18 protein-coding genes are annotated in these 22,452 nt (G+C 59.5%); 6 read left to right on the top strand and 12 right to left on the bottom strand.

Going from position 1 to position 22,452, the window contains the following annotated elements; translation table 11 throughout:
- Positions 1–11: 11 nt before the first annotated feature.
- The 11 genes from ACM6IQ_RS15760 to ACM6IQ_RS15710 all read right to left on the bottom strand — a co-directional run bounded on the left by ACM6IQ_RS15760 (position 12) and on the right by ACM6IQ_RS15710 (position 14,196).
- Positions 12–1,235, bottom strand: a complete 1,224-nt coding sequence (locus tag ACM6IQ_RS15760) for a multifunctional CCA addition/repair protein (RefSeq protein WP_414879262.1) — start codon at positions 1,233–1,235, stop codon at positions 12–14.
- A gap of 63 nt (positions 1,236–1,298) precedes the next feature.
- On the bottom strand, positions 1,299–2,861 hold the full coding sequence (locus ACM6IQ_RS15755; protein ID WP_017341121.1) for a SpoVR family protein: 1,563 nt from the start codon (positions 2,859–2,861) through the stop codon (positions 1,299–1,301).
- Positions 2,858–4,129, bottom strand: coding sequence for a YeaH/YhbH family protein (locus tag ACM6IQ_RS15750; protein ID WP_007980218.1), 1,272 nt, complete (start codon positions 4,127–4,129; stop codon positions 2,858–2,860). The genes ACM6IQ_RS15755 and ACM6IQ_RS15750 overlap by 4 nt, the downstream gene beginning before the upstream one ends.
- Before the next feature lie 204 nt (positions 4,130–4,333).
- Positions 4,334–6,256, bottom strand: coding sequence for a PrkA family serine protein kinase (locus ACM6IQ_RS15745; protein ID WP_017341119.1), 1,923 nt, complete (start codon positions 6,254–6,256; stop codon positions 4,334–4,336).
- 297 nt (positions 6,257–6,553) lie between these two features.
- On the bottom strand, positions 6,554–6,883 hold the full coding sequence (glpE, locus tag ACM6IQ_RS15740) for a thiosulfate sulfurtransferase GlpE (RefSeq protein WP_017341118.1): 330 nt from the start codon (positions 6,881–6,883) through the stop codon (positions 6,554–6,556).
- Positions 6,884–6,916: 33 nt separating this feature from the next.
- Entirely contained in the window at positions 6,917–7,798 is an 882-nt protein-coding gene (locus ACM6IQ_RS15735; protein ID WP_414879261.1) for a symmetrical bis(5'-nucleosyl)-tetraphosphatase, read from the bottom strand.
- Positions 7,798–8,178 carry a Co2+/Mg2+ efflux protein ApaG gene (gene apaG, locus ACM6IQ_RS15730; RefSeq protein ID WP_017341116.1) on the bottom strand — a complete coding sequence of 127 codons (381 nt, stop codon included), beginning with the start codon at positions 8,176–8,178 and terminating at the stop codon, positions 7,798–7,800. Before apaG ends, ACM6IQ_RS15735 begins: the two co-directional genes overlap by 1 nt.
- Before the next feature lie 121 nt (positions 8,179–8,299).
- Positions 8,300–9,118, bottom strand: a complete 819-nt coding sequence (rsmA, locus tag ACM6IQ_RS15725; protein ID WP_017341115.1) for a 16S rRNA (adenine(1518)-N(6)/adenine(1519)-N(6))-dimethyltransferase RsmA — start codon at positions 9,116–9,118, stop codon at positions 8,300–8,302.
- Positions 9,115–10,104, bottom strand: coding sequence for a 4-hydroxythreonine-4-phosphate dehydrogenase PdxA (gene pdxA / locus ACM6IQ_RS15720; RefSeq protein WP_017341114.1), 990 nt, complete (start codon positions 10,102–10,104; stop codon positions 9,115–9,117). The genes rsmA and pdxA overlap by 4 nt, the downstream gene beginning before the upstream one ends.
- Positions 10,101–11,417: a peptidylprolyl isomerase SurA gene (surA, locus tag ACM6IQ_RS15715; RefSeq protein ID WP_017341113.1), complete on the bottom strand. Its 1,317-nt coding sequence runs from the start codon at positions 11,415–11,417 to the stop codon at positions 10,101–10,103. Before surA ends, pdxA begins: the two co-directional genes overlap by 4 nt.
- The gene (locus ACM6IQ_RS15710; RefSeq protein ID WP_414879260.1) at positions 11,398–14,196 is read right to left on the bottom strand and encodes an LPS-assembly protein LptD; all 2,799 of its coding nucleotides are present in this window, start codon (positions 14,194–14,196) and stop codon (positions 11,398–11,400) included. Before ACM6IQ_RS15710 ends, surA begins: the two co-directional genes overlap by 20 nt.
- 130 nt (positions 14,197–14,326) lie before the next feature.
- Here ACM6IQ_RS15710 and ACM6IQ_RS15705 point away from each other — a divergent pair, with 130 nt between their 5' ends.
- From ACM6IQ_RS15705 to ACM6IQ_RS15695, 3 genes are read left to right on the top strand one after another with little or no spacing between them, the layout of a single operon-like run.
- Complete coding sequence (locus tag ACM6IQ_RS15705; RefSeq protein WP_017341111.1) at positions 14,327–15,346, top strand: aminoglycoside phosphotransferase family protein; 1,020 nt, start codon at positions 14,327–14,329, stop codon at positions 15,344–15,346.
- Positions 15,343–16,014, top strand: coding sequence for an N-acetylmuramate alpha-1-phosphate uridylyltransferase MurU (gene murU / locus ACM6IQ_RS15700; protein ID WP_017341110.1), 672 nt, complete (start codon positions 15,343–15,345; stop codon positions 16,012–16,014). Before ACM6IQ_RS15705 ends, murU begins: the two co-directional genes overlap by 4 nt.
- A 1-nt stretch (position 16,015) precedes the next feature.
- Entirely contained in the window at positions 16,016–16,783 is a 768-nt protein-coding gene (locus ACM6IQ_RS15695; RefSeq protein WP_414879259.1) for a TerB family tellurite resistance protein, read from the top strand.
- A 71-nt stretch (positions 16,784–16,854) separates the two neighbouring features.
- Here the strand turns inward: ACM6IQ_RS15695 and ACM6IQ_RS15690 are convergent, their stop codons facing one another.
- Complete coding sequence (locus ACM6IQ_RS15690) at positions 16,855–17,844, bottom strand: alpha/beta hydrolase family protein (protein ID WP_017341108.1); 990 nt, start codon at positions 17,842–17,844, stop codon at positions 16,855–16,857.
- Positions 17,845–17,917: 73 nt separating this feature from the next.
- Here ACM6IQ_RS15690 and ACM6IQ_RS15685 point away from each other — a divergent pair, with 73 nt between their 5' ends.
- From ACM6IQ_RS15685 to ACM6IQ_RS15675, 3 genes are all read left to right on the top strand, one after another.
- Positions 17,918–20,311, top strand: coding sequence for a PAS domain S-box protein (locus ACM6IQ_RS15685; protein ID WP_414879258.1), 2,394 nt, complete (start codon positions 17,918–17,920; stop codon positions 20,309–20,311).
- Between the two features lie 103 nt (positions 20,312–20,414).
- On the top strand, positions 20,415–21,044 hold the full coding sequence (locus tag ACM6IQ_RS15680) for a response regulator transcription factor (RefSeq protein ID WP_017341106.1): 630 nt from the start codon (positions 20,415–20,417) through the stop codon (positions 21,042–21,044).
- A gap of 280 nt (positions 21,045–21,324) precedes the next feature.
- Positions 21,325–22,449 carry an ABC transporter ATP-binding protein gene (locus ACM6IQ_RS15675; RefSeq protein WP_017341105.1) on the top strand — a complete coding sequence of 375 codons (1,125 nt, stop codon included), beginning with the start codon at positions 21,325–21,327 and terminating at the stop codon, positions 22,447–22,449.
- Positions 22,450–22,452: the final 3 nt, after the last annotated feature.

Raw genomic sequence — 22,452 nt, 5'->3', positions numbered from 1 at the left:
CTTGATCTTGCTTAGATTTGTTCCTTGTAGGCTTTCAGCGCCTTGAGCCGCTCGCGCTTGATCGCCTCACCCAGCTCCGGCCCCTTGAATCCCTTCTCCAGCAACGGCTGAACCGCCACGCTTCGCGCAGCATTCGCCGCTCCACGCAAATAATCCGCCTGTGGATAACTTCTCTGCTCCAGCCCTTTGCGCCCACGTGCGTCCATTTCACACGCCGCAATAAACTCTTCAAACCGCTGTGGCCGACGGTAAACATCGAAACTCTGCAACAACTCCAGCAAGGTTGAAGGCTTTAGCTCAAGAGCGCGATGCCCGTGAGTGTGAAATTGGCCCACCAGCAGCGCCAGCTCCTGACAGTCCTTCGGCGCCTTGAAGCGTTCATTGACTGCTTTGATCAGCTTCAGGCCCTTGTGTTCGTGTGCGATGTGCCGGGGCCATTCTTCTTCCGGCGTCAGTCCTTTCCCCAGGTCATGCAGCAGGCAGGCCCAGCGCACAGTCAGCGGCTGTTTGTGCAGTGCGGCTTGTTCGAGCACGCTCAAGGTGTGAGCGCCCGTGTCGATTTCCGGGTGGTGGGCTTCGGGCTGCGGGACACCGAACAGTGCGTCGACTTCCGGCATCAGCACCTTCAGCGCGGCGCAGTCGCGCAGTACCTGGATGAACACTTGTGGCTGATCTTCCATCAGTGCGCGGGAAATTTCCTTCCAGCTGCGTTCTGCTGTCAGCGCTTCGAGTTCTCCTGACTCGCTGAGCTCACGCATCAGCTCCAGCGTCTCTGGTGCAACGGTAAAGCCGAGCTCGGCATATCGTGCGGCGAAGCGCGCAACACGCAGAACACGGAGGGGATCTTCGGCAAATGCGGGGGAAACGTGACGAAGCAAGCGAGCCTCGAGGTCGCGTTGGCCATTATAGGGGTCTGTCAGCTTCTGCTGATCGTCTTCGGCCATGGCGTTGATTGTCAGGTCACGACGGATCAGGTCTTCTTCAAGCGTCACTTCGGGGCTGGCGTGAAAGGTGAAGCCGCCATAGCCGCGTCCGCTTTTACGTTCGGTCCGGGCGAGGGCGTATTCCTCACCGCTTTTCGGATGAAGAAACACCGGGAAGTCCGCTCCTACCGGGCGAAAGCCCTTGGCGAGCATTTCTTCAGTGGTGGCCCCGACCACGACCCAGTCGATATCGGTGACAGGCTTGCCCAGCAGCCGATCACGAACCGCACCGCCGACTTTATAAATCTGCATAAAAAACCTCCGTTAGCTCGACAGAATAACCGTTGCGTCGAACTTTCGGAGGCAGAAACAGGATCAAAGATGGATGACAGCCAGGTCCAGCCGGCCGTAATCGCCTTCGTTGTGCTCGCTTCTGGGCGGAACATGGTGGGTTTTCATCACCTGATCCCCTTGCAGGGTTTCCAGGTGAATGTCGAAGCCCCAGAGACGGTGCAAGTGCTTGAGCACTTCCTCGGTAGACTCGCCCAGCGGTTTGCGGTCGTGTTGCTGGTGACGAAGGGTCAGGGAGCGATCGCCACGGCGGTCGATGCTGTAGATCTGGATGTTGGGCTCGCGATTGCCCAGGTTGTACTGCGCTGCCAGGGTTTCACGGATCGTGCGGTAGCCGTCTTCATCGTGAATGGCCGGCACCAGTAGATCGTCCTTCTGGTCGTCATCGAGAATGCTGAACAACTTCAGGTCGCGGATGACCTTGGGTGAAAGGTACTGCAGGATGAAACTCTCATCCTTGAAGCTGCTCATGGCGAACTTGATGCTCGATAGCCAATCGGTACCGGCGATTTCCGGGAACCAGCGGTAATCCTCTTCGGTCGGGTGTTCACACATGCGCCGGATGTCCCGGTACATCGCAAAGCCCAGGGTGTAGGGGTTGATGCCGTTGTAGTACGGGCTGTCGAAACCCGGCTGAAAGACCACGCTGGTGTGGGACGTCAGGAACTCCATCATGAAACCGTCGGTGACCAGGCCTTCGTCGTACAGATCGTTCATCAAGGTGTAATGCCAGAACGTGGCCCAGCCTTCGTTCATCACCTGGGTCTGGCGTTGTGGATAGAAGTACTGCGCGATCTTGCGCACGATGCGTACGATCTCGCGCTGCCACGGTTCCAGCAGCGGCGCATGTTTTTCGATGAAGTACAGGATGTTTTCCTGAGGTTCGGCGGGGAAGCGCGCGTTGTCCTTGTCGCTGTACTTGTCCGCGCCTTTTGGAATGGTGCGCCACAGATCGTTGATCTGCTTCTGCAAATGCTCTTCCCGATCCTTTTGCCGACGACGTTCCTCTTCGGCGGATATCGGGTAAGGGCGTTTGTAGCGGTCTACCCCGTAGTTCATCAGCGCATGGCAGGAGTCCAGCAGGTCCTCGACCGCATCGATGCCGTGGCGCTCTTCGCATTGCATGATGTACTGCTTGGCGAACACCAGATAATCGATGATCGAACTCGCGTCGGTCCAGGTGCGGAACAGGTAATTGCCTTTGAAGAAGCTGTTGTGCCCGTAGCAGGCATGGGCCACCACCAGGGCCTGCATGCAGATGGTGTTTTCTTCCATCAGATAGGCAATGCACGGGTCAGAGTTGATCACGATCTCGTAGGCCAGCCCCATCTGGCCGCGAGAGTAGGATTTCTCGGTGCTGAGGAAGTGTTTGCCGTATGACCAGTGGTGATACCCCAGTGGCATGCCCACAGAGGCGTAGGCGTCCATCATCTGCTCGGCTGTGATCACTTCGATCTGGTTGGGGTAGGTATCGAGGGCGTAGCGAGCCGCGATACGGCTGATTTCGCGGTCGTAGGCCTGGATCAGCTCGAACGTCCATTCTGAGCCGGTGGAAATGGGTTGGCGCTTCTGCTCTTTGGCGGTCATGTCACTAACCTGCGCTGGAAGAGTTCACGGAAGACCGGATAGATATCCCCGGCCGAGACCAGTTGTTGCTGGGCAAAAGTGTCAGAAAAGGCTTCGGCGATGCGTTCGTATTCGAACCACAAGGCCTGGTGTTCGCGCGGGGTGATCTCAACGTAAGTGTAGTACTGCACAAACGGCATGATCTGGTTGATCAGGATGTCACGGCAGATTGGCGAGTCGTCATTCCAGTTGTCGCCGTCGGAGGCTTGCGCGGCATAGATGTTCCACTCGTTGCTCGGATAGCGTTCGGCCATGATCTCCTGCATCAGTTTCAACGCGCTGGAAACGATGGTGCCGCCGGTTTCGCGGGAGTAGAAAAACTCTTCCTCATCGACCTCCCTGGCGCTGGTGTGATGGCGGATGAACACGACGTCGATCTTGTCGTAGTTACGCTTGAGGAACAGGTACAGCAGGATAAAGAAGCGCTTGGCGATGTCTTTGGTTGCCTGGGTCATGGAGCCGGACACGTCCATCAGGCAGAACATCACGGCCTTCGAGCTGGGGTTGGGTTGCTTGATCAGCAGGTTGTACTTGAGGTCGAAGGTATCGAGGAACGGTACGCGATGAATGCGCGCACTGAGTTTTTCGATTTCTGCCTCGATTTCCTGAATATCGCCGAAGTTGTCCGGTTCTTCCTGCTTCAGCCGCAGCAATTCCTCTTTGGCTTCACGCAGTTTCGCCCGGCTGCTGCCGGACAGGGCAATGCGCCGTGCATGGGCCGAACGCAAGGTGCGGATGATGTTGATCCGCGACGGGTTGCCTTCGTTACTGATCCCGGCGCGTACGGTCTTGAAGGTATCGGTGCCGGTCAGGTTACGCTTGACCAGGTTCGGCAGCTCAAGGTCCTCGAACATGAACTCGAGGAATTCTTCCTGGGTGATCTGAAAGACGAATTCGTCCATTCCTTCACCCGAGTTGCCGGCCTTGCCCGGGCCTCTGCCACCGCCGCCTCCGGGTGGACGGGCGATGTGCTCGCCGCTGGTGAATTCCTTGTTGCCCGGGTGTACGACGGTCTGCTTGCCACCGCGACCGTGGTGAAGCACCGGCTCGTCGATGTCGCGGCCGGGAATGCTGATCTGCTCGCCGTGTTCCATATCGGTAATGGAACGCCGGCTGACCGCCTCTTCGACAGCCTTCTTGATGTGATCACGGTAACGCCGCAGAAACCGCTGGCGGTTTACCGTGCTCTTGTTCTTGCCATTGAGACGTCGGTCGATCACATAGCTCATGACTGCTCCTTAGAAGCTGTCCTGAAAGGGGCGAGCGGTGATGCAGCATCGGACCGGGAGCCAAGGGATATTCAACGCTCCCCCAAGCGCTTTGGATGCTGCCTGAACTCGCTACCGACTTTCGAACACCTTCCAGAGGCCTGTGTAACAGAAAATGCGCACACAGGTCTCTGGCTGACGACAACCGGTCTGACCGGCAGCGGGTTATTGTGATTTTCTGACCCGCAAGTACCACTCGGACAGCAGTCGTACCTGTTTGTCGGTGTAGCCCCGCTCGACCATCCGTGTGACGAAGTCGTTGTGCTTCTGCTGGTCCTCTTTGCTGGCCTTGGCGTTGAAGCTGATGACCGGCAGGAGGTCCTCGGTGTTGGAGAACATTTTCTTCTCGATGACCACCCGCAGTTTTTCGTAGCTGAGCCAGGTCGGGTTCTTGCCGTTGTTGTTGGCTCGGGCGCGCAGCACAAAGTTGACGATTTCGTTGCGAAAATCCTTCGGATTGCTGATGCCGGCCGGTTTTTCGATTTTCTCCAGTTCTTCGTTCAGTGCCACGCGGTTGAGAATCTCGCCGGTTTCCGGGTCGCGATACTCCTGGTCCTGGATCCAGAAGTCGGCATACAGCACGTAACGATCGAAGATGTTCTGGCCGTACTCGCTGTAAGACTCGAGGTAGGCGGTCTGGATTTCCTTGCCGATGAACTCGATATAACGCGGCGCCAGGTATTCCTTGAGGAACCGCAGGTAGCGTTCACGGGTTTCGGCCTGGAATTGCTCCTGTTCGATCTGTTGTTCCAGCACGTAGAGCAAGTGCACCGGGTTGGCGGCGATTTCGTGCGGATCGAAGTTGAAGACCTTCGACAGAATCTTGAACGCGAAGCGCGTCGACAGGCCGTTCATGCCTTCGTCGACACCCGCATTGTCGCGGTATTCCTGGATCGACTTGGCCTTTGGATCGGTGTCCTTGAGGTTTTCACCGTCATACACCCGCATCTTGGAATAGATGTTGGAGTTTTCCGGCTCCTTCAGGCGTGAAAGCACGGTGAACTGGGCCAGCATTTTCAGGGTGTCCGGCGCGCAATGCGCCTTGGCCAGCGAACTGTTGAACAGAAGCTTGTCGTAGATCTTCACTTCGTCGCTGACCCGCAGGCAGTACGGCACTTTGACGATGTAGATCCGGTCGATGAAGGCTTCGTTGTTCTTGTTGTTGCGGAAGGTGTGCCATTCCGATTCGTTGGAGTGGGCCAGCAGGATCCCGGTAAACGGAATCGCCCCCAGGCCTTCGGTACTGTTGTAGTTGCCTTCCTGGGTGGCGGTCAGCAATGGGTGCAGCACCTTGATCGGTGCCTTGAACATCTCGACGAATTCCATCAGGCCCTGGTTGGCCCGGCACAGTGCGCCCGAGTAGCTGTAGGCGTCGGCGTCGTTCTGCGGGAACTCTTCCAGTTTGCGGATATCGACCTTGCCCACCAGTGCCGAGATGTCCTGGTTGTTTTCATCTCCCGGCTCGGTTTTGGCCACGGCGATCTGGTTGAGGATCGACGGATAGAGTTTCACCACGCGGAACTGGCTGATGTCGCCACCGAATTCGGCCAGGCGTTTAGTGGCCCATGGCGACATGATGGTGTTGAGATAGCGTCGCGGAATGCCGAAGTCTTCCTCAAGGATCGCGCCATCTTCAGTGGCGTTGAACAGACCCAGGGGCGATTCGAAAACCGGCGAGCCTTTGATCGCGTAGAAAGGCACCTTCTCGATCAGCTGTTTCAGCTTCTCGGCCAGGGACGATTTACCGCCACCGACAGGACCGAGCAGATAGAGGATCTGTTTCTTCTCTTCCAGGCCCTGAGCGGCGTGGCGGAAATACGAGACGATCTGGTCGATGCATTCTTCCATCCCGTGGAAGTCTTCAAAGGCCGGATAGCGACGGATTACCTTGTTGGAAAAGATTCGCGAAAGCCTCGAGTTGGTCGAGGTGTCGAGCAGCTCCGGTTCTCCGATGGCCAGCAAGAGACGCTCGGCGGCGGAAGCGTAGGCGCTGCGGTCGTTTTTGCACAGCTCCAGGTACTCTTGTAGCGAGAGTTCTTCCTGGCGTGTGGACTCGAAGCGTTGTTGGAAGTGGCTAAAGATACTCATGACGTCACCTCGCTCGATACGTGGAGCCGACGCCGGATCATTCAGTCGATGCTGGCAGCAACCGAACAGGCAGTTGCTGTTTACCCCCCAGAACTCTCTCGAAGCTGACGACTCCGAAAGCTACTCCCGATGATCCGCGCGCCGGTGTACCGGCTCTCCCCTGTTTTGGATGGCCTGCGCTTAAGGATAGTTGGGAATTCAGGAGGTAAAGGGCGGATACGTAATTAGTTGTGGCTGACCGTTCGTCTGCCACGGCGCTAGCCCGCGGGAGCCGGGGGCTTGCGCGTTACAAAAAAATTATTCGGAAGAGCCTTGTGCTGTTTCCGAAGGATAAGTCGTACGCCACAGCTCAAAACCGCCATCCATGCTGTAGACGTCGGAGAAACCCTGGCTGATCAGGTAGGCCGCCGCGCTCTGGCTGGAATTGCCGTGATAACAGACCACGACCGTCGGTGCATCAAGATCGGCGGCGCGGATGAAATCCGAGATGGAGACGTTGTCCAGATGCTTCGAGCCGGCGATATGCAGCGCGGCATATGTTGCAGGATCTCGAACATCGACCACCACCGCGCCTTGTTCGCGCAGGGCCTGGGCCTGTTCTGGGGGGATGCGTTTGAATTCGCTCATGGCGGGCTCCTGTGGCTCGGCTGAAAGCGCAGTCTAGCGCTGGGCGCTGGCTGACGTTTGTTCGGGAATAGGGGAGGCGACTGGCGGCAGGGCATGGCCATGCTCGTCGCATTTGCACTGCAGGCGTTCAAAGGTGTCGACGTTCATCAGGGTCATCGAACCACCCCAGACGCAACCAGTGTCGAGGGCTAAGATGCCCGGCTCGTTGCACTGGCCCTCAAGTGCTGCCCAGTGGCCGAAGATGATCTTCACGCCCTTGGTCTTGCGCTCCTTGAACTGGAACCAGGGTTTGTAACCCTCCGGTGCAGTGTCGAGACCTTCCTTGCTCTTGAGGTCCAGCTTGCCTTCGCTGGTGCAGAAACGCATGCGGGTGAAATAGTTGGTGATCACGCGCAGGCGGGTTACGCCTTTGAGATCACTGTCCCACTTCAACGGCTCGTTGCCGTACATGCCATCGAGGTAAGGCGCAAAACGGTTGTCGTCGCGCAGCGCCTCTTCGACCTCGGCGGCGTACTTCAAGGCTTTGCGCAGCGACCATTGTGGCGGTATGCCGGCGTGGACCAGGGCGATGTTGCGCTGTTCGTCGTAATGCATGAGCTTTTGCTGGCGCACCCACTCCAGCAGTTCCGCGCTATCTGGCGCTTCAAGAATCTCGCGCAGGGTGTCGGCTTTCTTCAGGCGTTCGATGTTGTGGCCAGCAGCCAGCAAGTGCAAGTCGTGGTTGCCCAGTACGCATACCAGTGACTCGCGCAGGCTATAAAGGAAGCGCAAGGTTTCCAGCGATTGCGGACCACGGTTGACCAGATCGCCGACCAGCCACAGTTTGTCCCGGGCAGGGTCGAATGCGACTTGCTCAAGCAGGCATTTCAGGGGGGCGAGGCACCCTTGCAGGTCGCCTACGGCATACGTCGCCATCAGTGCAGGGCCCCAGGCACCGCCAGGCGGAATGGGGCGATGATGGCGTCGAAATGCTTACCGTCCTCGGCAATCATTTGATAGCTGCCTTGCATGGTGCCGACCTTGGTCGTCATCACTGTGCCACTGCTGTAGGTGTGGTCGCCGCCGGCCAGGATCAGCGGTTGCAAACCCACGACGCCGGCACCGCGAACCTCTTCGACATGTCCGTCGCCATCGGTGATGACCCAGTGCCGGGACAACAGCTTGGCCGGTAACTCGCCACTGTTGTGCACGGTAATGGTGTAAGCGAAGGCAAAGCGGTTTTGCTCGGGTTGCGATTGTTCTGCCAGATAGCGGGTGACGACGCTGACGTCGACCTGATAACGAGAATCGGACATGCAAGAGGCCTTAAAAACGAAGCGGGACGCGGGGCGTAGCTGATGTCTCAGTCTAGGCCAAGTATCGGGTAGTAAACCAGACATGGGGGCTGGTGTCCTACCCGATAACGCTTGTTGCCTGTCAGTCGGCGGCGGGCTTCTGTAGGACTTGTTCGCTGAGCTTGTCGGCCAGGCGCACAAAGGCGGCCAGATCGAGCTGTTCAGGACGCAGGCTGCCGTCGACACCGGCGGCGGTGATTTCGTCGTTGCTCAGCAGCAATTTCAGGGTGTTGCGCAGGGTCTTGCGGCGCTGGTTGAAGGCTTCGCGCACGACGCGCTCCAGCAGGCGGTGATCCTTGGCCGGGTGTGGCAGTACTGCGTGTGGCACCAGGCGCACGATGGCCGAATCGACTTTAGGCGGCGGGTTGAACGCGCCCGGGCCAACGTTGAACAGGTGCTCTACGCGGCAGTGGTACTGGACCATGATCGACAGGCGACCCCAGTCACCGCCGCCAGGGCCTGCCGCCAGACGCTCGACCACTTCTTTCTGCAGCATGAAGTGCATGTCGCGGATGATGCCCGCGTTGTTCAGCAGGTGAAAAATCAGCGGCGTAGAGATGTTGTACGGCAGGTTGCCAACCACGCGCAGGCTGTTCGGTGCGGCGTTCAGGCTGTTGAAGTCGAACTTCAGCGCGTCACCCTGATGCAGGTTGAAGTTGCTCTTGCCGGCGAATTGTTGGTTGAGGATCGGGATCAGGTCTTTGTCCAGCTCCACCACGTCCAACTGGGCACCGCTGTTCAGCAGGCCTTGAGTCAGCGCACCCTGGCCAGGGCCGATTTCCAGCAGGCGGTCTTCGGGTTTGGCATGGATGGAGCGCAGGATGCGGTCGATAACGCCGGCATCATGCAGGAAGTTCTGGCCGAAACGCTTGCGCGCCCGGTGTTGGTAATGCTCGGTCATAAACGGGTCTCGGCCATCTGGTAGGCGGTTTCCAGGGCGACTTGCAGGCTGCCGGTGTCGATTTTACCGCTGCCGGCCAGGTCCAGGGCAGTGCCGTGGTCGACCGAGGTGCGGATGATCGGCAAGCCGAGGGTCACGTTGACTGCCGCGCCGAAGCCTTTGTATTTCAGCACGGGCAAGCCCTGGTCGTGGTACATCGCCAGCACCGCGTCGCAGTGCTCCAGATATTTGGGGGTAAACAGAGTGTCGGCGGGCAGGGGGCCGCGAAGGTCCATGCCCTCGCCGCGCAGGCGCTCTAATGTAGGTTCGATGATGTCGATTTCTTCATGGCCCAGGTGTCCGCCTTCTCCGGCGTGCGGGTTGAGCCCGCAGACCAGAATGCGTGGCCGGGCGATGCCGAATTTTTCTTGCAGGTCGGCGTACAGAATCCGCGTGACCCGTTCCAGACGCTCCGGCGTGATTGCATCGGCGATCTCGCGAAGGGGCAGGTGAGTGGTGACCAGGGCTACGCGCAATCCGCGAGTCGCGAGCATCATCACCACTTGCGCGGTGTGCGTCAGGTCAGCGAGAAATTCCGTATGACCGGAAAAGGCGATGCCTGATTCATTGATCACACCCTTGTGCACAGGGGCGGTAATCATCCCGGCAAAATGCCCGTCCAGGCAGCCCTGACCCGCGCGGGTCAGGGTTTCCAGAACGAAAGCCGCATTGGCTTTGTCGAGTTGACCGGCAATGACTGGCGCACTAAGCGGCGTATCCCAGACATACAGGCTGTTGGCTGGTGCGGGTACATCCGGCCAGGCACCAGGCGTGACTGGCAGCAAATCGACAACCACACCGAGCTGCGCGGCCCGCTCTGTGAGCAGGTCGCGACTGGTAATGGCAATCAGGGGGTGTGGCTGGGCTTGCGAGGCGAGCAGCAGGCACAGGTCAGGACCTATGCCGGCCGGTTCACCGGGTGTCAGCGCGAAACGCTTGGGTTTCACTGCGCTGCCTGGTCTGCACCAGGAAGTTTGATCTCTACGTACGCTTCGTCACGGATCTGACGCAGCCAGGTTTGCAGCTCTTCGTCGTATTTGCGGTTACGCAGTACGGTCATGGCTTGCTGTTCACGGGCCTGGGTGGTGCTGTCGGTGGCGCGACGGCCAAGGACTTCCAGAACGTGCCAGCCATATTGAGTCTGGAACGGCTTGGACAGCTGACCTTGCGGGGTGTTGGCCATCACTTCGCGGAATTCAGGCACCAATGCATTCGGATCGATCCAGTTCAGGTCGCCACCGTTGAGGGCGGAACCCGGATCTTCCGAGTAGTTTTTCGCCAGTTCGCCGAAATCTTCGCCCGCTTCGATACGGCTATAGAGCGATTGCGCCAAGGCTTTGGTTTTTGCTTCGTCGCGGATCGGACTTGGTTTGACCAGGATATGACGCACGTGCACTTCGTCACGTGTCTGGGTCTCGCCACCACGCTTGTCGAGGATCTTCAGGATGATGAAGCCGCCCGGCGTGCGCATTGGCTGGGTAACGTCGCCAACCGCCATGGTGCTCAGCATACGATCGAACGGAGGCGGCAATTGAGCGGCTTTACGCCAGCCCATGTCGCCGCCTTCCAGTGCGGTTTCGCTGGCGGATTTGGCGATTGCCAACTGACCGAAGTCAGCGCCTTGCTTGAGCTGCTGGTAAACCGCATCAGCCTGTTTCGCCGCATTCTGAATCGCTTCGGAGTTGGCGCTTTCCGGCGTAGGAATCAGGATGTTGGCCAGACGGAATTCTTCGGACAGCTGCATCTTGCCAAGATCGGAAGCGAGGAAGTTCTTCACCTCCTGCTCGGAGACCTGGATGCGTTCGGCCACACGGCGTTGACGCACACGGCTGATGATCATTTCGCGGCGAATCTGCTCACGGGCGTCGTCGTAGGACAGACCGTCGCGAGTCAGGGCGGCACGGAATTGTTCAATCGACATGTTATTGCGCTGGGCAATGGTGCCGACGGCCTGGTTCAGCTCTTCATCGGTAATGCGAATGCCGGAGCGTTCGCCGATCTGCAGTTGCAGGTTCTCGACGATCAGACGCTCAAGCACCTGCTGGTCCAGCACGCTGGCCGGCGGCGCGGAAGCGCCGCGTTTGGCGATGGTTTGCTGAACTTCATGAACGCGCTGGTCCAGTTGGCTCTGCATGACCACGTCGTTATCGACAATGGCCACCACTCTATCGATGGACTGTACCGCGGCATTCGCCGCAGTACCCAGGAACAGCGCGCCCAGCACGAGCGGGCGCAGACAATCAGAAAGCTTGGTCTTCACGTTCACGATAACCTTGGATGCCTTTGTCGAGGAAGCTCTCTACTTTGGCGCCGGTGAGGCCGCCGAGACCTTTCAGAACGATTTGTAGGAAGATGCCATGGTCGCCTTTTTCGTTTTCCGGGGCGTTCTGACTGAACTCGTCATACGACACCCAGTACCGATTGATCAGGCGCAGTTTCCAGCAGCAGTTGTCGTACTCGAAACCACCGAAGGCTTCCAGGGTACGGTTGCGGTTGTAGTCATACTGCCAGCGACTGATGGCGTTCCACTGCGGCACGATCGGCCAGATCACCGAGAAATCGTGCTGTTGGATCTTGTAGTAGTCCTTCACGTAGCCCGGGGTGCCCGGAGTGCCGTAGTCACCACCGCCCACCGACCACTTGCCGGTGTTCTGGTCGTAACGGACCTGGTCATTACGATAGCGATAGCCGGCGTTGATGACCTTGTTCGGGTTGTCTTCAGGCTGGTAGTGGAACATCGCGCTGCCCGAGCGAGGGCTGCGGCTGTCCGGGTCCCAGTTGTAATCGGCGGTCGTGCGCCAATCGCGGTTCCAGCGGTATTCGTATTCCAGCGCATACGGTGAAACATTGGCATTCGCATCGTCGCGGGTTTTTGCATCGATACCCGGCAACTGGACTTCGCGATCCTTGAAATACAAGGCCTGGCCGACGCTGATGCGTTGGCGCTCAAAGCCGTCTTCCTCGATCCAGCGGTTGGTCACGCCCAGCGACAGTTTGTTCTCGTCGCCGACGCGGTCGGAGCCGGAGAAGCGGTTGTCGCGGAACAAAGACGCATAGTTGAAGGTGTATTCGCCGGTGTCGAAGACCGGGATGTCCTTCTGGTCTTCCTCAGGTACATAAAGGTAGAACAGGCGCGGTTCAAGAGTCTGGCGATAGTTTTTACCGAACCAGGTGGTGTTGCGGTCGAAATACAGGCCGCTGTCGATGCTCGCGATCGGGACGCCACGGTTTTGCGAACTGCTGAACGACTCGCCGAGGGCTGAGGCGTTATTGCGATTCGTCAGGAGATCGTTCTTGCCGGTGCCATCAAGATCAAGGTCGTACTGAGTGTACTGATACTTGAGCGATGGCTTCACGAAGCCATACGTCCAGTCCAGCGGCAGGCTCACGCCTGGCTTGAGGTTCAGACGATTACCGTTGGCACGCGCCAGGCCTGCCACGTTGGTGTCCAGGCGAGGCGACAGGACGCCGTTTTCATCGGAAAACTGACCTGTTTCCAGATCCCGCTCAAACCGTACGATTTCTGTTTCGTAGTCGAAATTCAAGCCTTGCGGATGCACCGGCAACTGACCATTGAAGGTGAGCTGCGGCAAACGATCATACGGCGTGATGTTCGAAACGGTTGCTAGCTGATACGCCTGGGCGTTCAAACGAGCGGTGTAGCTGCCGCCACGGTAGGTGACGGAACCTTGCTGGTTGACGTAATCGTCGGCTTTCACGCCAATCTGATCGGTCTGCAGATCCTGGAAGTAATACGGATCGCTGATCTTGGTGTAATCGACCTGGGTGAAAACGCGAGAGTCAAGACCGCCCTTGTGCTGCCAGTTGTACATGTAACGGGTTTTTTCGTAGTCGGTCTGCTGACTGCGATCGGTGTTGTCATCATTGAGGTACGCGGCGCCGAACTGACCTTCGCTGGATTTGGTCAGGTAACGGAATTCGCCTTCCATCAACAGGCCGCGCTTGCTCATGTAGCGCGGGTACAACGTGGCATCGTAGTTCGGTGCCAGGTTGAAGTAGTACGGCGTGACGAGCAGGAAGCCGGTATCGCTGCCAGTGCCGATGGTCGGCGGCAGGAAGCCGGACTGACGACGGTCGTCGATCGGGAAATAGATGTACGGCGTGTACAGAACCGGAATGTCCTTGACCCGCAGCGTCACGTTGGTGGCGGTACCGAAACCGGTGGCCGGGTTCAAGGTGATGTTGTTGCCCTTGAGCTGCCAGGCGTTGCTGTTCGGTTCGCACGTGGTGTACGTACCATCCTTGAGGCGGATGATCGCGTTCTCGGCACGTTTGGCGTATAGCGCGTTACCGCGGATACGGGATTTGTGCATCACGTATTCGGCGTTGTCGACCTTGGCTTCCCCGGTGTCGAGCTGTACTTCGGCGTGGTCGCCGACGATCAGCGCGCCGTTGTCGCGAATGCGTACGTTGCCGTCCAGCTCGCCACGGCTCTCGGCCTGATAGAGGTTCGCTTCGTCGGCTTCAGCCTGCATGCTGCCCTGACGCAAGACCACGTCGCCCGCCAGGGTGGCAATCTGCTCGTCCTGCTTATAGCGGGAGGCCTTGGCGCCGACAAAGGTCGGAGCGTCACTTTTATTCGTCTTGTCATTCATGCCAGGACGAATCGGTTCGATATAGGAACCAGAGCAATAAGGACCGGTTTCGGCCAGTTGCGCTGCAGTGAGCTTCTCGCGCGGAACCCAGTCGAGGTGACTGTAGTCTTCGCTACGTGACTTGAGACCGCGGCCTTTGGCTTCGGTGACCAGCGCAGTCTTGGGGCCAGTGTCTTCACTGGCGCCGCTCTCGGCCGGTGCTTCACCGGTCGCGGAGACTGCGCTGCCGTCATGGACGGGACGCGGTGGCAATGCAGCCGCCGGCGTCTTTGGCGCACAGTCCCAGGCACCCGAAGCAGAGACTGAGCAGTCATACTGTTCCGCGGCGACCACGAATGAAGTGGCTAGAGGTTGCAGGGCCAGCAGACTGCCGGTAACCAACAACGGAAATTTTTTACGAAACGCGGGGGATTTCAATGCCATCTTATTAGTCCGGGCTTCCTGCGTGCCATCTGCCCGCGGTGTGGGCCGCACGCCTCTCGATGGTCTGAAAAAGATGCTGGATAATAAAGCATGACCCGCTTGACGGCTAGCGCCGTCGGAGACCCTTGCAATGCCTGACCAAGATGTACGTTTGCAACACCTGAAAGTTTGGCTCGATGAGCAGTTGGCGACCCTCTTTGCAGAGCAAGGTTGGGGCGCCGTACCCCCGGCCACGTTGACCGCGGCCAGCAGTGATGCGAGTTTTCGGCGCTATTTTCGCTGGGAAGGCGCAGGCAGAAGTTTCGTCGTAATGGACGCGCCACCGCCCCAGGAAAACTGCAAACCCTTCGTGGATATCGCTTTTTTACTGGCGAAATCCGGAATAAATGTGCCGAAAATTTATGCCGAAGACCTCGAACGCGGTTTTCTTTTGCTCAACGACCTCGGCAACCAGACGTATCTGGATGTCATCGACAGCGAAAACGCCGACGATTTGTTCAAGGATGCCTTGCAGGCACTGCTCGCTTTTCAGCAATTGCCGATGGTTGCGCCGCTGCCGAGTTACGACGTGGCGCTGTTGCGTCGCGAGCTGGAATTGTTTCCTGAGTGGTACGTGAAGCGTGAGTTGGGCATCGAGTTCGACGCTGCGCAACAAATACTCTGGAAGAATGTGACCGAGCTGTTGATCGACAGTGCGCTGGCGCAACCCAAAGTGCTGGTGCATCGCGACTACATGCCGCGCAACCTGATGCTGAGCGAGCCGAATCCCGGTGTGCTGGATTTCCAGGACGCGGTCTACGGCCCGGTGACCTACGACGTGACCTGCCTGTTCAAGGACGCTTTCCTGAGCTGGCCCGAGGAACGTGTGCGCGGCTGGCTGGAAGATTACTGGCAGCAAGCGGGCGCCCTGGACATCCCGGTTCAGCCGGACTTCGAAGACTTCTTGCGCGCCAGTGACCTGATGGGCGTGCAGCGTCACCTGAAAGTCATCGGCATCTTCGCGCGCATCTGTCACCGCGACGGCAAACCGCGTTACCTGGCCGACGTGCCGCGGTTCTTTGCTTATATAGACGCCGTGATCGCCCGCCGCCCTGAGTTGGCTGAGCTGGATGTGCTGCTCCTCAGTCTGCGTGCTGGAGCGACTGCATGAAGGCAATGATTCTGGCCGCGGGCAAGGGCGAACGCATGCGCCCGTTGACCCTGACGACGCCCAAACCGCTGGTTCGTGCCGGCGGCGTGCCATTGATCGAGTACCACTTGCGTGCGCTGGCCGCCGCCGGTTTTACCGAGATCGTGATCAACCATGCATGGTTGGGTCAGCAGATCGAAGACTATCTGGGTGATGGCTCGCCCTATGGCGTGAGCATTCAGTACTCGCCGGAAGGTGAGCCGCTGGAAACCGGTGGCGGGATATTCCGTGCGTTGCCGTTGCTGGGTGATGAGGCGTTTGTGGTGGTCAACGGTGACATCTGGACCGACTACGACTTCAGCGTGCTGCATCAGCCTATCAACGGCCTTGCTCATCTGGTGCTGGCGGATAACCCGAACCACCATCCGGCGGGCGATTTCACTCTGGTCGACGGGCAAGTGCACGATGGCCAGCCTGAAACACCGACCCTGACTTACAGCGGCATCGCGGTGTTGCATCCGCAGTTGTTCGACGGCTGCTCGGCCGGCGCTTTCAAGCTTGCACCGCTGTTGCGAAAAGCCATGGCTGACGGACAGGTGACGGGTGAGCGGTTGAATGGTCGTTGGGTGGATGTCGGCACTCACGAGCGTCTGGCTGAAGTCGAAACGCTGATTGAAGCGAGTCGCTGACATGCTGTGGCCAGGGACTCTGATTGGAGCCGGAGCGGGCTTTGCCATCGCCAGCATTCCGGGGGCCATGCTCGGCGCGTTGTTGGGGCAGGCGCTGGATCGGCGTTTGAAACTGCAAAGCTGGGGGCATTTGCGCGAAGCGCTCGGTGGCCGTCCGGTGCTGCGTAACGATGAACTGCTTTTCGTGTTGCTGGGGCGGTTGGCCAAGTGTGACGGGCGGGTAGTCGAAGGTCATATCCAGCAGGCGCGTCAGGAAATGCAGGCGCTGGAAATGAGCGAGGTGGCAAAACGCCGGGCGATTATGGCGTTCAACCGCGGCAAGTCGGGGCATGACCGGTTGCGCGGCTATCTGCGACGCTTGAGTGCACAGCCCCATGCGGCGGAAGGTGTGTTGCGCGCCTGCTGGCGGATGATCTGGGCCGATGGCCACGCCGGTCATGCCGAGCGCGAGCTGATTGCCCAATGGGGTAAATGGTTGGGCTGGAGGTCGTATCAGGTGCAGGCATTGGCGGCGGATTATGAGCCGCATAAGCAAGCGCAAGTCAGCAATGCCATCACTTATCAGCAAGCGCTGCTGATACTGGGCGTGTCCGCCGCCACCGAGCCGGCGCAGATCAAACGCGCTTATCGACGTCTGCTGAGTCGCCATCATCCAGACAAGATTGCCGGCAGCGGGGCGTCGGCGTTGCAGGTGCGCGAAGCAACAGACAAGACGCGCGAATTGCACACCGCCTACACGTTGATCCGTCAGCGGCGGGATTTTCGCTAGCCGGTGAGTTCTGTATCGACAGCACTGACGCGCCTTCGCGGGCTTGCTCGCGAAAGGCGCACCGCGGTTTATCAGTCCGCCGGCTGAGGATTCAACCAACCCCGCACCCGCCGCACCAACTGCTCCTGCTCAGCCTTGCTATTCCCCGGCAACGCCTTGAGTGATACCTGACTGAACGCCGAAGCCTTCAGACGCTTGCTGGCCTGCAAGCGTTCCAGCGCCGCGTTGCGGTCCAGCGGCTTGTCCATGTAGAAGATGTCGGCCGTCGGCAATTTAAGGGTCGGCGTCAATTCAGCCAGTTCGGGCTTTGCCGCAACGGGCGTCTGGGCGGCGACCATCGCGAATTTCTCGACTTGCGAGGGCTGCTTCTCACTCAGGTAACGTGCGGCCCAGTACGCGCCGGTGCCATGCCCGAGCACCACAATGCGGCGAGCGCTCTGTTGTTCGGCGTAGGCAATGGCCGCATCAATGCGTGCGAAGATTCGCTCGGCGTCGGCCTTGGCCTGCTCGTCGCCGGTTTCGGCGATGGCCTTGTCGACGACTTCCGCCTCACCGCCAGCCGCTTGCTCGATAGGGGCGGCGGTTGTCGAGTCCTTGCTGCCGACGTCAGGCGCCTTGGGTGTTGGCGCGACTTCGACGGTACGTGGCGCAATGGCATCGCTTTGCAGGTCGGGCAAGGTGATACTCAGGCTGCTCCACTCGGCGTCGGGCAGTTTGCGTCGCAGGGGGCTGATTGCTTGAGGCCAGTCAACGGTTTCGCCTGCGCCCGGGATGATAATCACCGCACCCTTGGGGTCAGCGGTATTGGCCGGCTTCCACAAGGCCAGAAAAGTGTCGCTGCCGGCCTGTAGCTGTTGTTGTTCCTGAGCGGGAATTTTTCGCTCAAGTGCTGTTGCTTCTTCCTGACTACGCTCAAGCAACGGCTGACGTTCGACCGGTTTTTCCTCTGCGGATTTTTCCGCGGCGGCGGGTGCGGGATCGGCGGCCTGGACGGAAAAGGCGCAAGGCAGGATCAGCGACAGGCACAATGCTGGCAGTGCCAGGCGGTAGACAGGGGGCATCGGATATTCCAGGCCAGAAGTTATTCCGGCAGCCTAATGGGTTGGTCAGTATTTGTCAGTGTGTGAGACTTCGATGAAGCGTTTTCGCTGCCTGTGGGTTATCGGCTGTTTGTGGTTTCCCTTGATGGGCTGGGCGGCGCCTGCGCCACCGATCCACGTCGCACAATTGTCCGCACGTCAGCAGGAGTGGTTGGCGCAGCATGGTGAATTGCGCGTCGGACTGGTGTTGCAAGTGCCCTATGCGCAATACGATCGCCGCTTGCAGCGGCTGTCCGGGGTCAACGTCGAGTTGATGAAGTGGCTGGCGAAGTCGCTCAAGGTCGAGCTCAGCTGGCGCAACTTTCCCGACCTCGCGCAGCTGGAGGCCGCCGCCCGTGAAGGTGAAATCGACCTCGCGCCGGGGCTGGCGCAAACCCCCGGTGGCCTGCGCCTGTGGCAGTTTTCCGACCCTTACATGCGGGTGCCGCAACTGGTGGTCAGCGACCAGAAGACGGCCGGCGGGGTGGAGCTGGAAAAACTCGACAGCCAGACCCGCGTTGCCGTGCGCATGCCCAGCGCCACCGCCGATTACCTGCGCAGTAATTACCCGCACCTGAACCTCCAGGGCGTCCCGATCGAACGCCAGGCCTTGCAACTGTTGCTGAGTCAGCAGGCCAGTTACGCCGTGGTCGACGAAGCACAGTTGGGGCGGCTGTCTGTCGAGCCGGAGTTCTCCGGTCTGGTAGTGGTCGGCGACATCGGTCTGCCGCAATTGCTGCGCGTGGCCACGCGGCGGGACTGGCCGGAACTCGCCGGCATTGTCGAAAGCGCGCTGCGAGCGATCCCGGCCAAGGATCTGGAGCAACTGCACAATCAATGGCTGCAACCCAAGTACCCGCGACTGACGGAGTCCCCGGGTTTCTGGCAGAACCTCAGTCTGCTGTTGGCGGTGCTGATGCTGAGCTGTATGGCGATTGTGTTCTGGCAGCGTCGGCAGCAGCACAGCCTGGAGCATCGTCTGTTAGCGGCGCGGGAAGACATTGCCTTGCGAGCCGCCAGTGAGGAAGCGTTGCGCCTCACGCAGTTTTCCATCGATCAGAGCACCGTCGGCATTCTCTGGGTCAACTGGGACAGCCATGTGCGCTATGCCAACCGGGCCGCCGAAACCATGCTCGGCTATCCGGCGGGCGGCATTATTGACCGACCGCTGATCGACTTCGAGCCCGGTCTGCACATGGACCGCTGGCTGAACCTGTGGAAACGCGCCCGCGCCAGCGAAGAAGGCCCGCAAAGTTTCGAAACCAATTGCCTGCGGGCCGATGGCAGCCTTTTGCCGACGGATGTGTCGTTGAGCTTCTTGCGTTTTCGCGACGGCGAATACCTGGTGGTCTACCTCAATGACGTGACGGAGCGCCGTCGCGCCCTGGCCGCGTTGCAGGAAAGCGAGGCACGCCTGCAAGGGATCGCCGCCAACGTGCCGGGATTGGTCTTTCGCCTGGAGCGGGCGCCGGTGACGGGGCAAATCGACTTTGCCTACATCAGCGAAGGCAGCGAGAGCCTGGTGGGTTATTCGCCGGCGACCCTGGCCCATCGCGACAAGGGGCTGCGCAGCCTGGTGCACCCGGACGACAAGGCCAGCTACCACCGGACGCAGGATCACGCCCTGGACACTGACAGCGACTGGTCCTGGCAGGGGCGGATTCTCACGCGTCAGGGCGAGCAGCGCTGGGCCGAGATCAAAGCCATCACTCGACGTCTCGAAGATGGCGCCTATGTCTGGGACGGCATCGTCTGGGACATCAGCGAGAGTAAGCGTATCGAACTGGAACTGGCCAGCTCCCGCGAGCAACTGCGTGAGTTGTCGGCGCACCTGGAGAGCGTGCGGGAAGAGGAAAAGGGCCGCATCGCCCGGGAAGTTCACGACGAGCTGGGTCAGATGTTGACCGTGTTGAAGCTGGAAACGTCCATGTGCGAATTGGCCTACGCTCAGCTCGACCCTGGTCTGAACGAACGATTGAATAGCATGAAGCGCTTGATCGCTCAGCTGTTCCAGCTGGTGCGCGATGTTGCTACGGCGCTGCGCCCACCGATTCTCGATGCCGGCATTGCCTCGGCCATCGAATGGCAGGCCCGACGCTTCGAGGCGCGCACGCAGATTCCATGTCTGGTGCAGGTGCCGGACAACTTGCCGGTGCTCAGTGATGCCAAGGCGATTGGCCTGTTCCGGATCCTTCAGGAGGCGCTGACCAATGTCATGCGCCATGCCCAGGCGCATACTGTCGAACTGACGTTGGCGCTGGAAGGTGACGAGTTGTGCCTGACCGTCAGCGATGATGGCGTAGGATTTGTCCCTGCTAGCGGAAGGCCGACATCCTTTGGGGTTGTCGGTATGCGCGAGCGGGTGTTGATCATGGGTGGGCAGTTGTCGCTTGAAAGTGAGCCGGGTGAGGGCACGACCCTGAGTGTGCGCGTGCCGCTGGACCGCTAAAAGATCGCAGCCTTCGGCAGCTCCTGCGCTGAGCGCCTACCCCTGTAGGAGCTGTCGAAGGCTGCGATCTTTTGGCGACAAGGCAATTATTGAGGAGAGGCAAGTGATCCGTGTACTGGTAGCCGAAGACCACACCATCGTTCGCGAAGGCATTAAACAATTGATCGGCCTGGCCAAGGATTTGCTGGTAGTGGGGGAGGCGAGTAATGGCGAGCAGTTGCTCGAGACCTTGCGCCATGTTCCCTGCGAAGTGGTGTTGCTGGATATCTCCATGCCTGGGGTCAATGGCCTGGAAGCGATCCCACGGATCCGTGCGTTGAACAATCCTCCCGCAATCCTGGTGTTGTCGATGCACGACGAGGCGCAAATGGCTGCGCGGGCCTTGAAGGTCGGTGCTGCAGGCTACGCAACCAAGGACAGCGACCCCGCGCTGCTGCTGACGGCGATCCGCAAAGTCGCGGCGGGCGGGCGTTACATCGACCCGGAGCTGGCCGACCGCATGGTCTTCGAAGTCGGCCTGACCGATTCGCGGCCGCTGCATTCATTGTTGTCGGAGCGTGAATTCTCGGTGTTCGAACGCCTGGCCCAGGGCGCCAACGTCAACGAAATCGCCCAGCAACTGGCCTTGAGCAGCAAGACCATCAGCACCCACAAGGCGCGGCTGATGCAGAAACTCAACATCACCTCCTTGGCCGAACTGGTGAAGTACGCGATGGAGCACAAGCTCCTCTGAAAACTGTTCGCGATCACCCGTAGGAGCTGCCGAAGGGACTATGTCGGCATGTCCATTTGCGACATGCCTCCAGCGCCGCTTTTACCGGTTCTTGCGGTTTGCAGCTCACCGCCTGTCGCTATCCCGAATCGACATATCCATCCCCGCCATCCTTGTAGGGCAATCCCTACCCCCAACCTTCCATCCGGCTGAGGCGATTCTCTCCTGCGCCCCGATTTGCGTGGTCACCAGCGTCCACTAGGCTTAGCCCACAGCAGTCATCAACAACAAAGGTGTGGGTATGAGCCAGGTCGATTCAAACGCAGGGGCCAGCGACATTCTGGTCAGCTTTCGTGGAGTGCAGAAGAGCTACGACGGCGAGAACCTGATCGTCAAAGACCTCAACCTGGATATTCGCAAAGGCGAGTTCCTCACCTTGCTAGGGCCGTCCGGCTCGGGCAAGACCACCAGCCTGATGATGCTCGCCGGTTTCGAAACGCCAACCGCTGGCGAAATTCTCCTGGCCGGGCGTGCCATCAACAACGTGCCGCCGCACAAGCGCGACATCGGCATGGTGTTCCAGAACTACGCATTGTTCCCGCACATGACCGTCGCCGAGAACCTCGCGTTTCCGCTGACCGTGCGCGGCTTGAACAAGAGCGATGTCAGTGACCGGGTCAAACGTGTCCTGAGCATGGTTCAGCTCGACACCTTCGCCCAGCGCTATCCGGCGCAACTGTCCGGCGGTCAGCAACAGCGTGTGGCTTTGGCCCGTGCGCTGGTGTTCGAGCCGCAACTGGTGTTGATGGACGAACCCCTCGGCGCACTCGACAAACAACTGCGCGAACACATGCAGATGGAAATCAAACACCTGCACCAGCGCCTCGGCGTGACCGTGGTCTACGTGACCCACGATCAGGGCGAAGCGTTGACCATGTCCGACCGCGTGGCCGTGTTCCATCAGGGCGAAATCCAGCAGATCGCCCCGCCACGCAGCCTCTACGAAGAACCGAAGAACACCTTCGTCGCCAACTTCATCGGCGAGAACAACCGTCTCAATGGCCGTCTGCACAGCCAGACCGGCGACCGTTGCGTGGTCGAGCTCGGTCGCGGTGAAAAGGTTGAAGCGCTGGCGGTCAACGTCGGCAAGACCGGCGAACCCGTCACGCTGTCGATTCGTCCGGAACGCGTGAGCCTCAATGGTTCGAGCGAGTCCTGCGTCAACCGCTTCTCAGGGAGGGTGGCGGAATTCATCTATCTGGGCGACCACGTCCGGGTTCGCCTGGAAGTCTGTGGCAAGACCGACTTCTTCGTGAAACAACCGATTGCCGAGCTCGATCCCGCGCTCGCTGTTGGCGACGTGGTACCGCTTGGCTGGCAAGTCGAACACGTTCGCGCGCTCGACCCACTTTTAGAGGCGAACTGATCG

It is taken from the genome of Pseudomonas sp. IT-P100 (assembly GCF_949767185.1).
In the GTDB taxonomy this organism is placed as follows: Bacteria; Pseudomonadota; Gammaproteobacteria; order Pseudomonadales; family Pseudomonadaceae; genus Aquipseudomonas; species Aquipseudomonas fluorescens_B.
The sequence above is the reverse complement of the archived record's forward strand: the minus strand, read 5'-3'. Positions and strand labels throughout refer to the sequence as shown.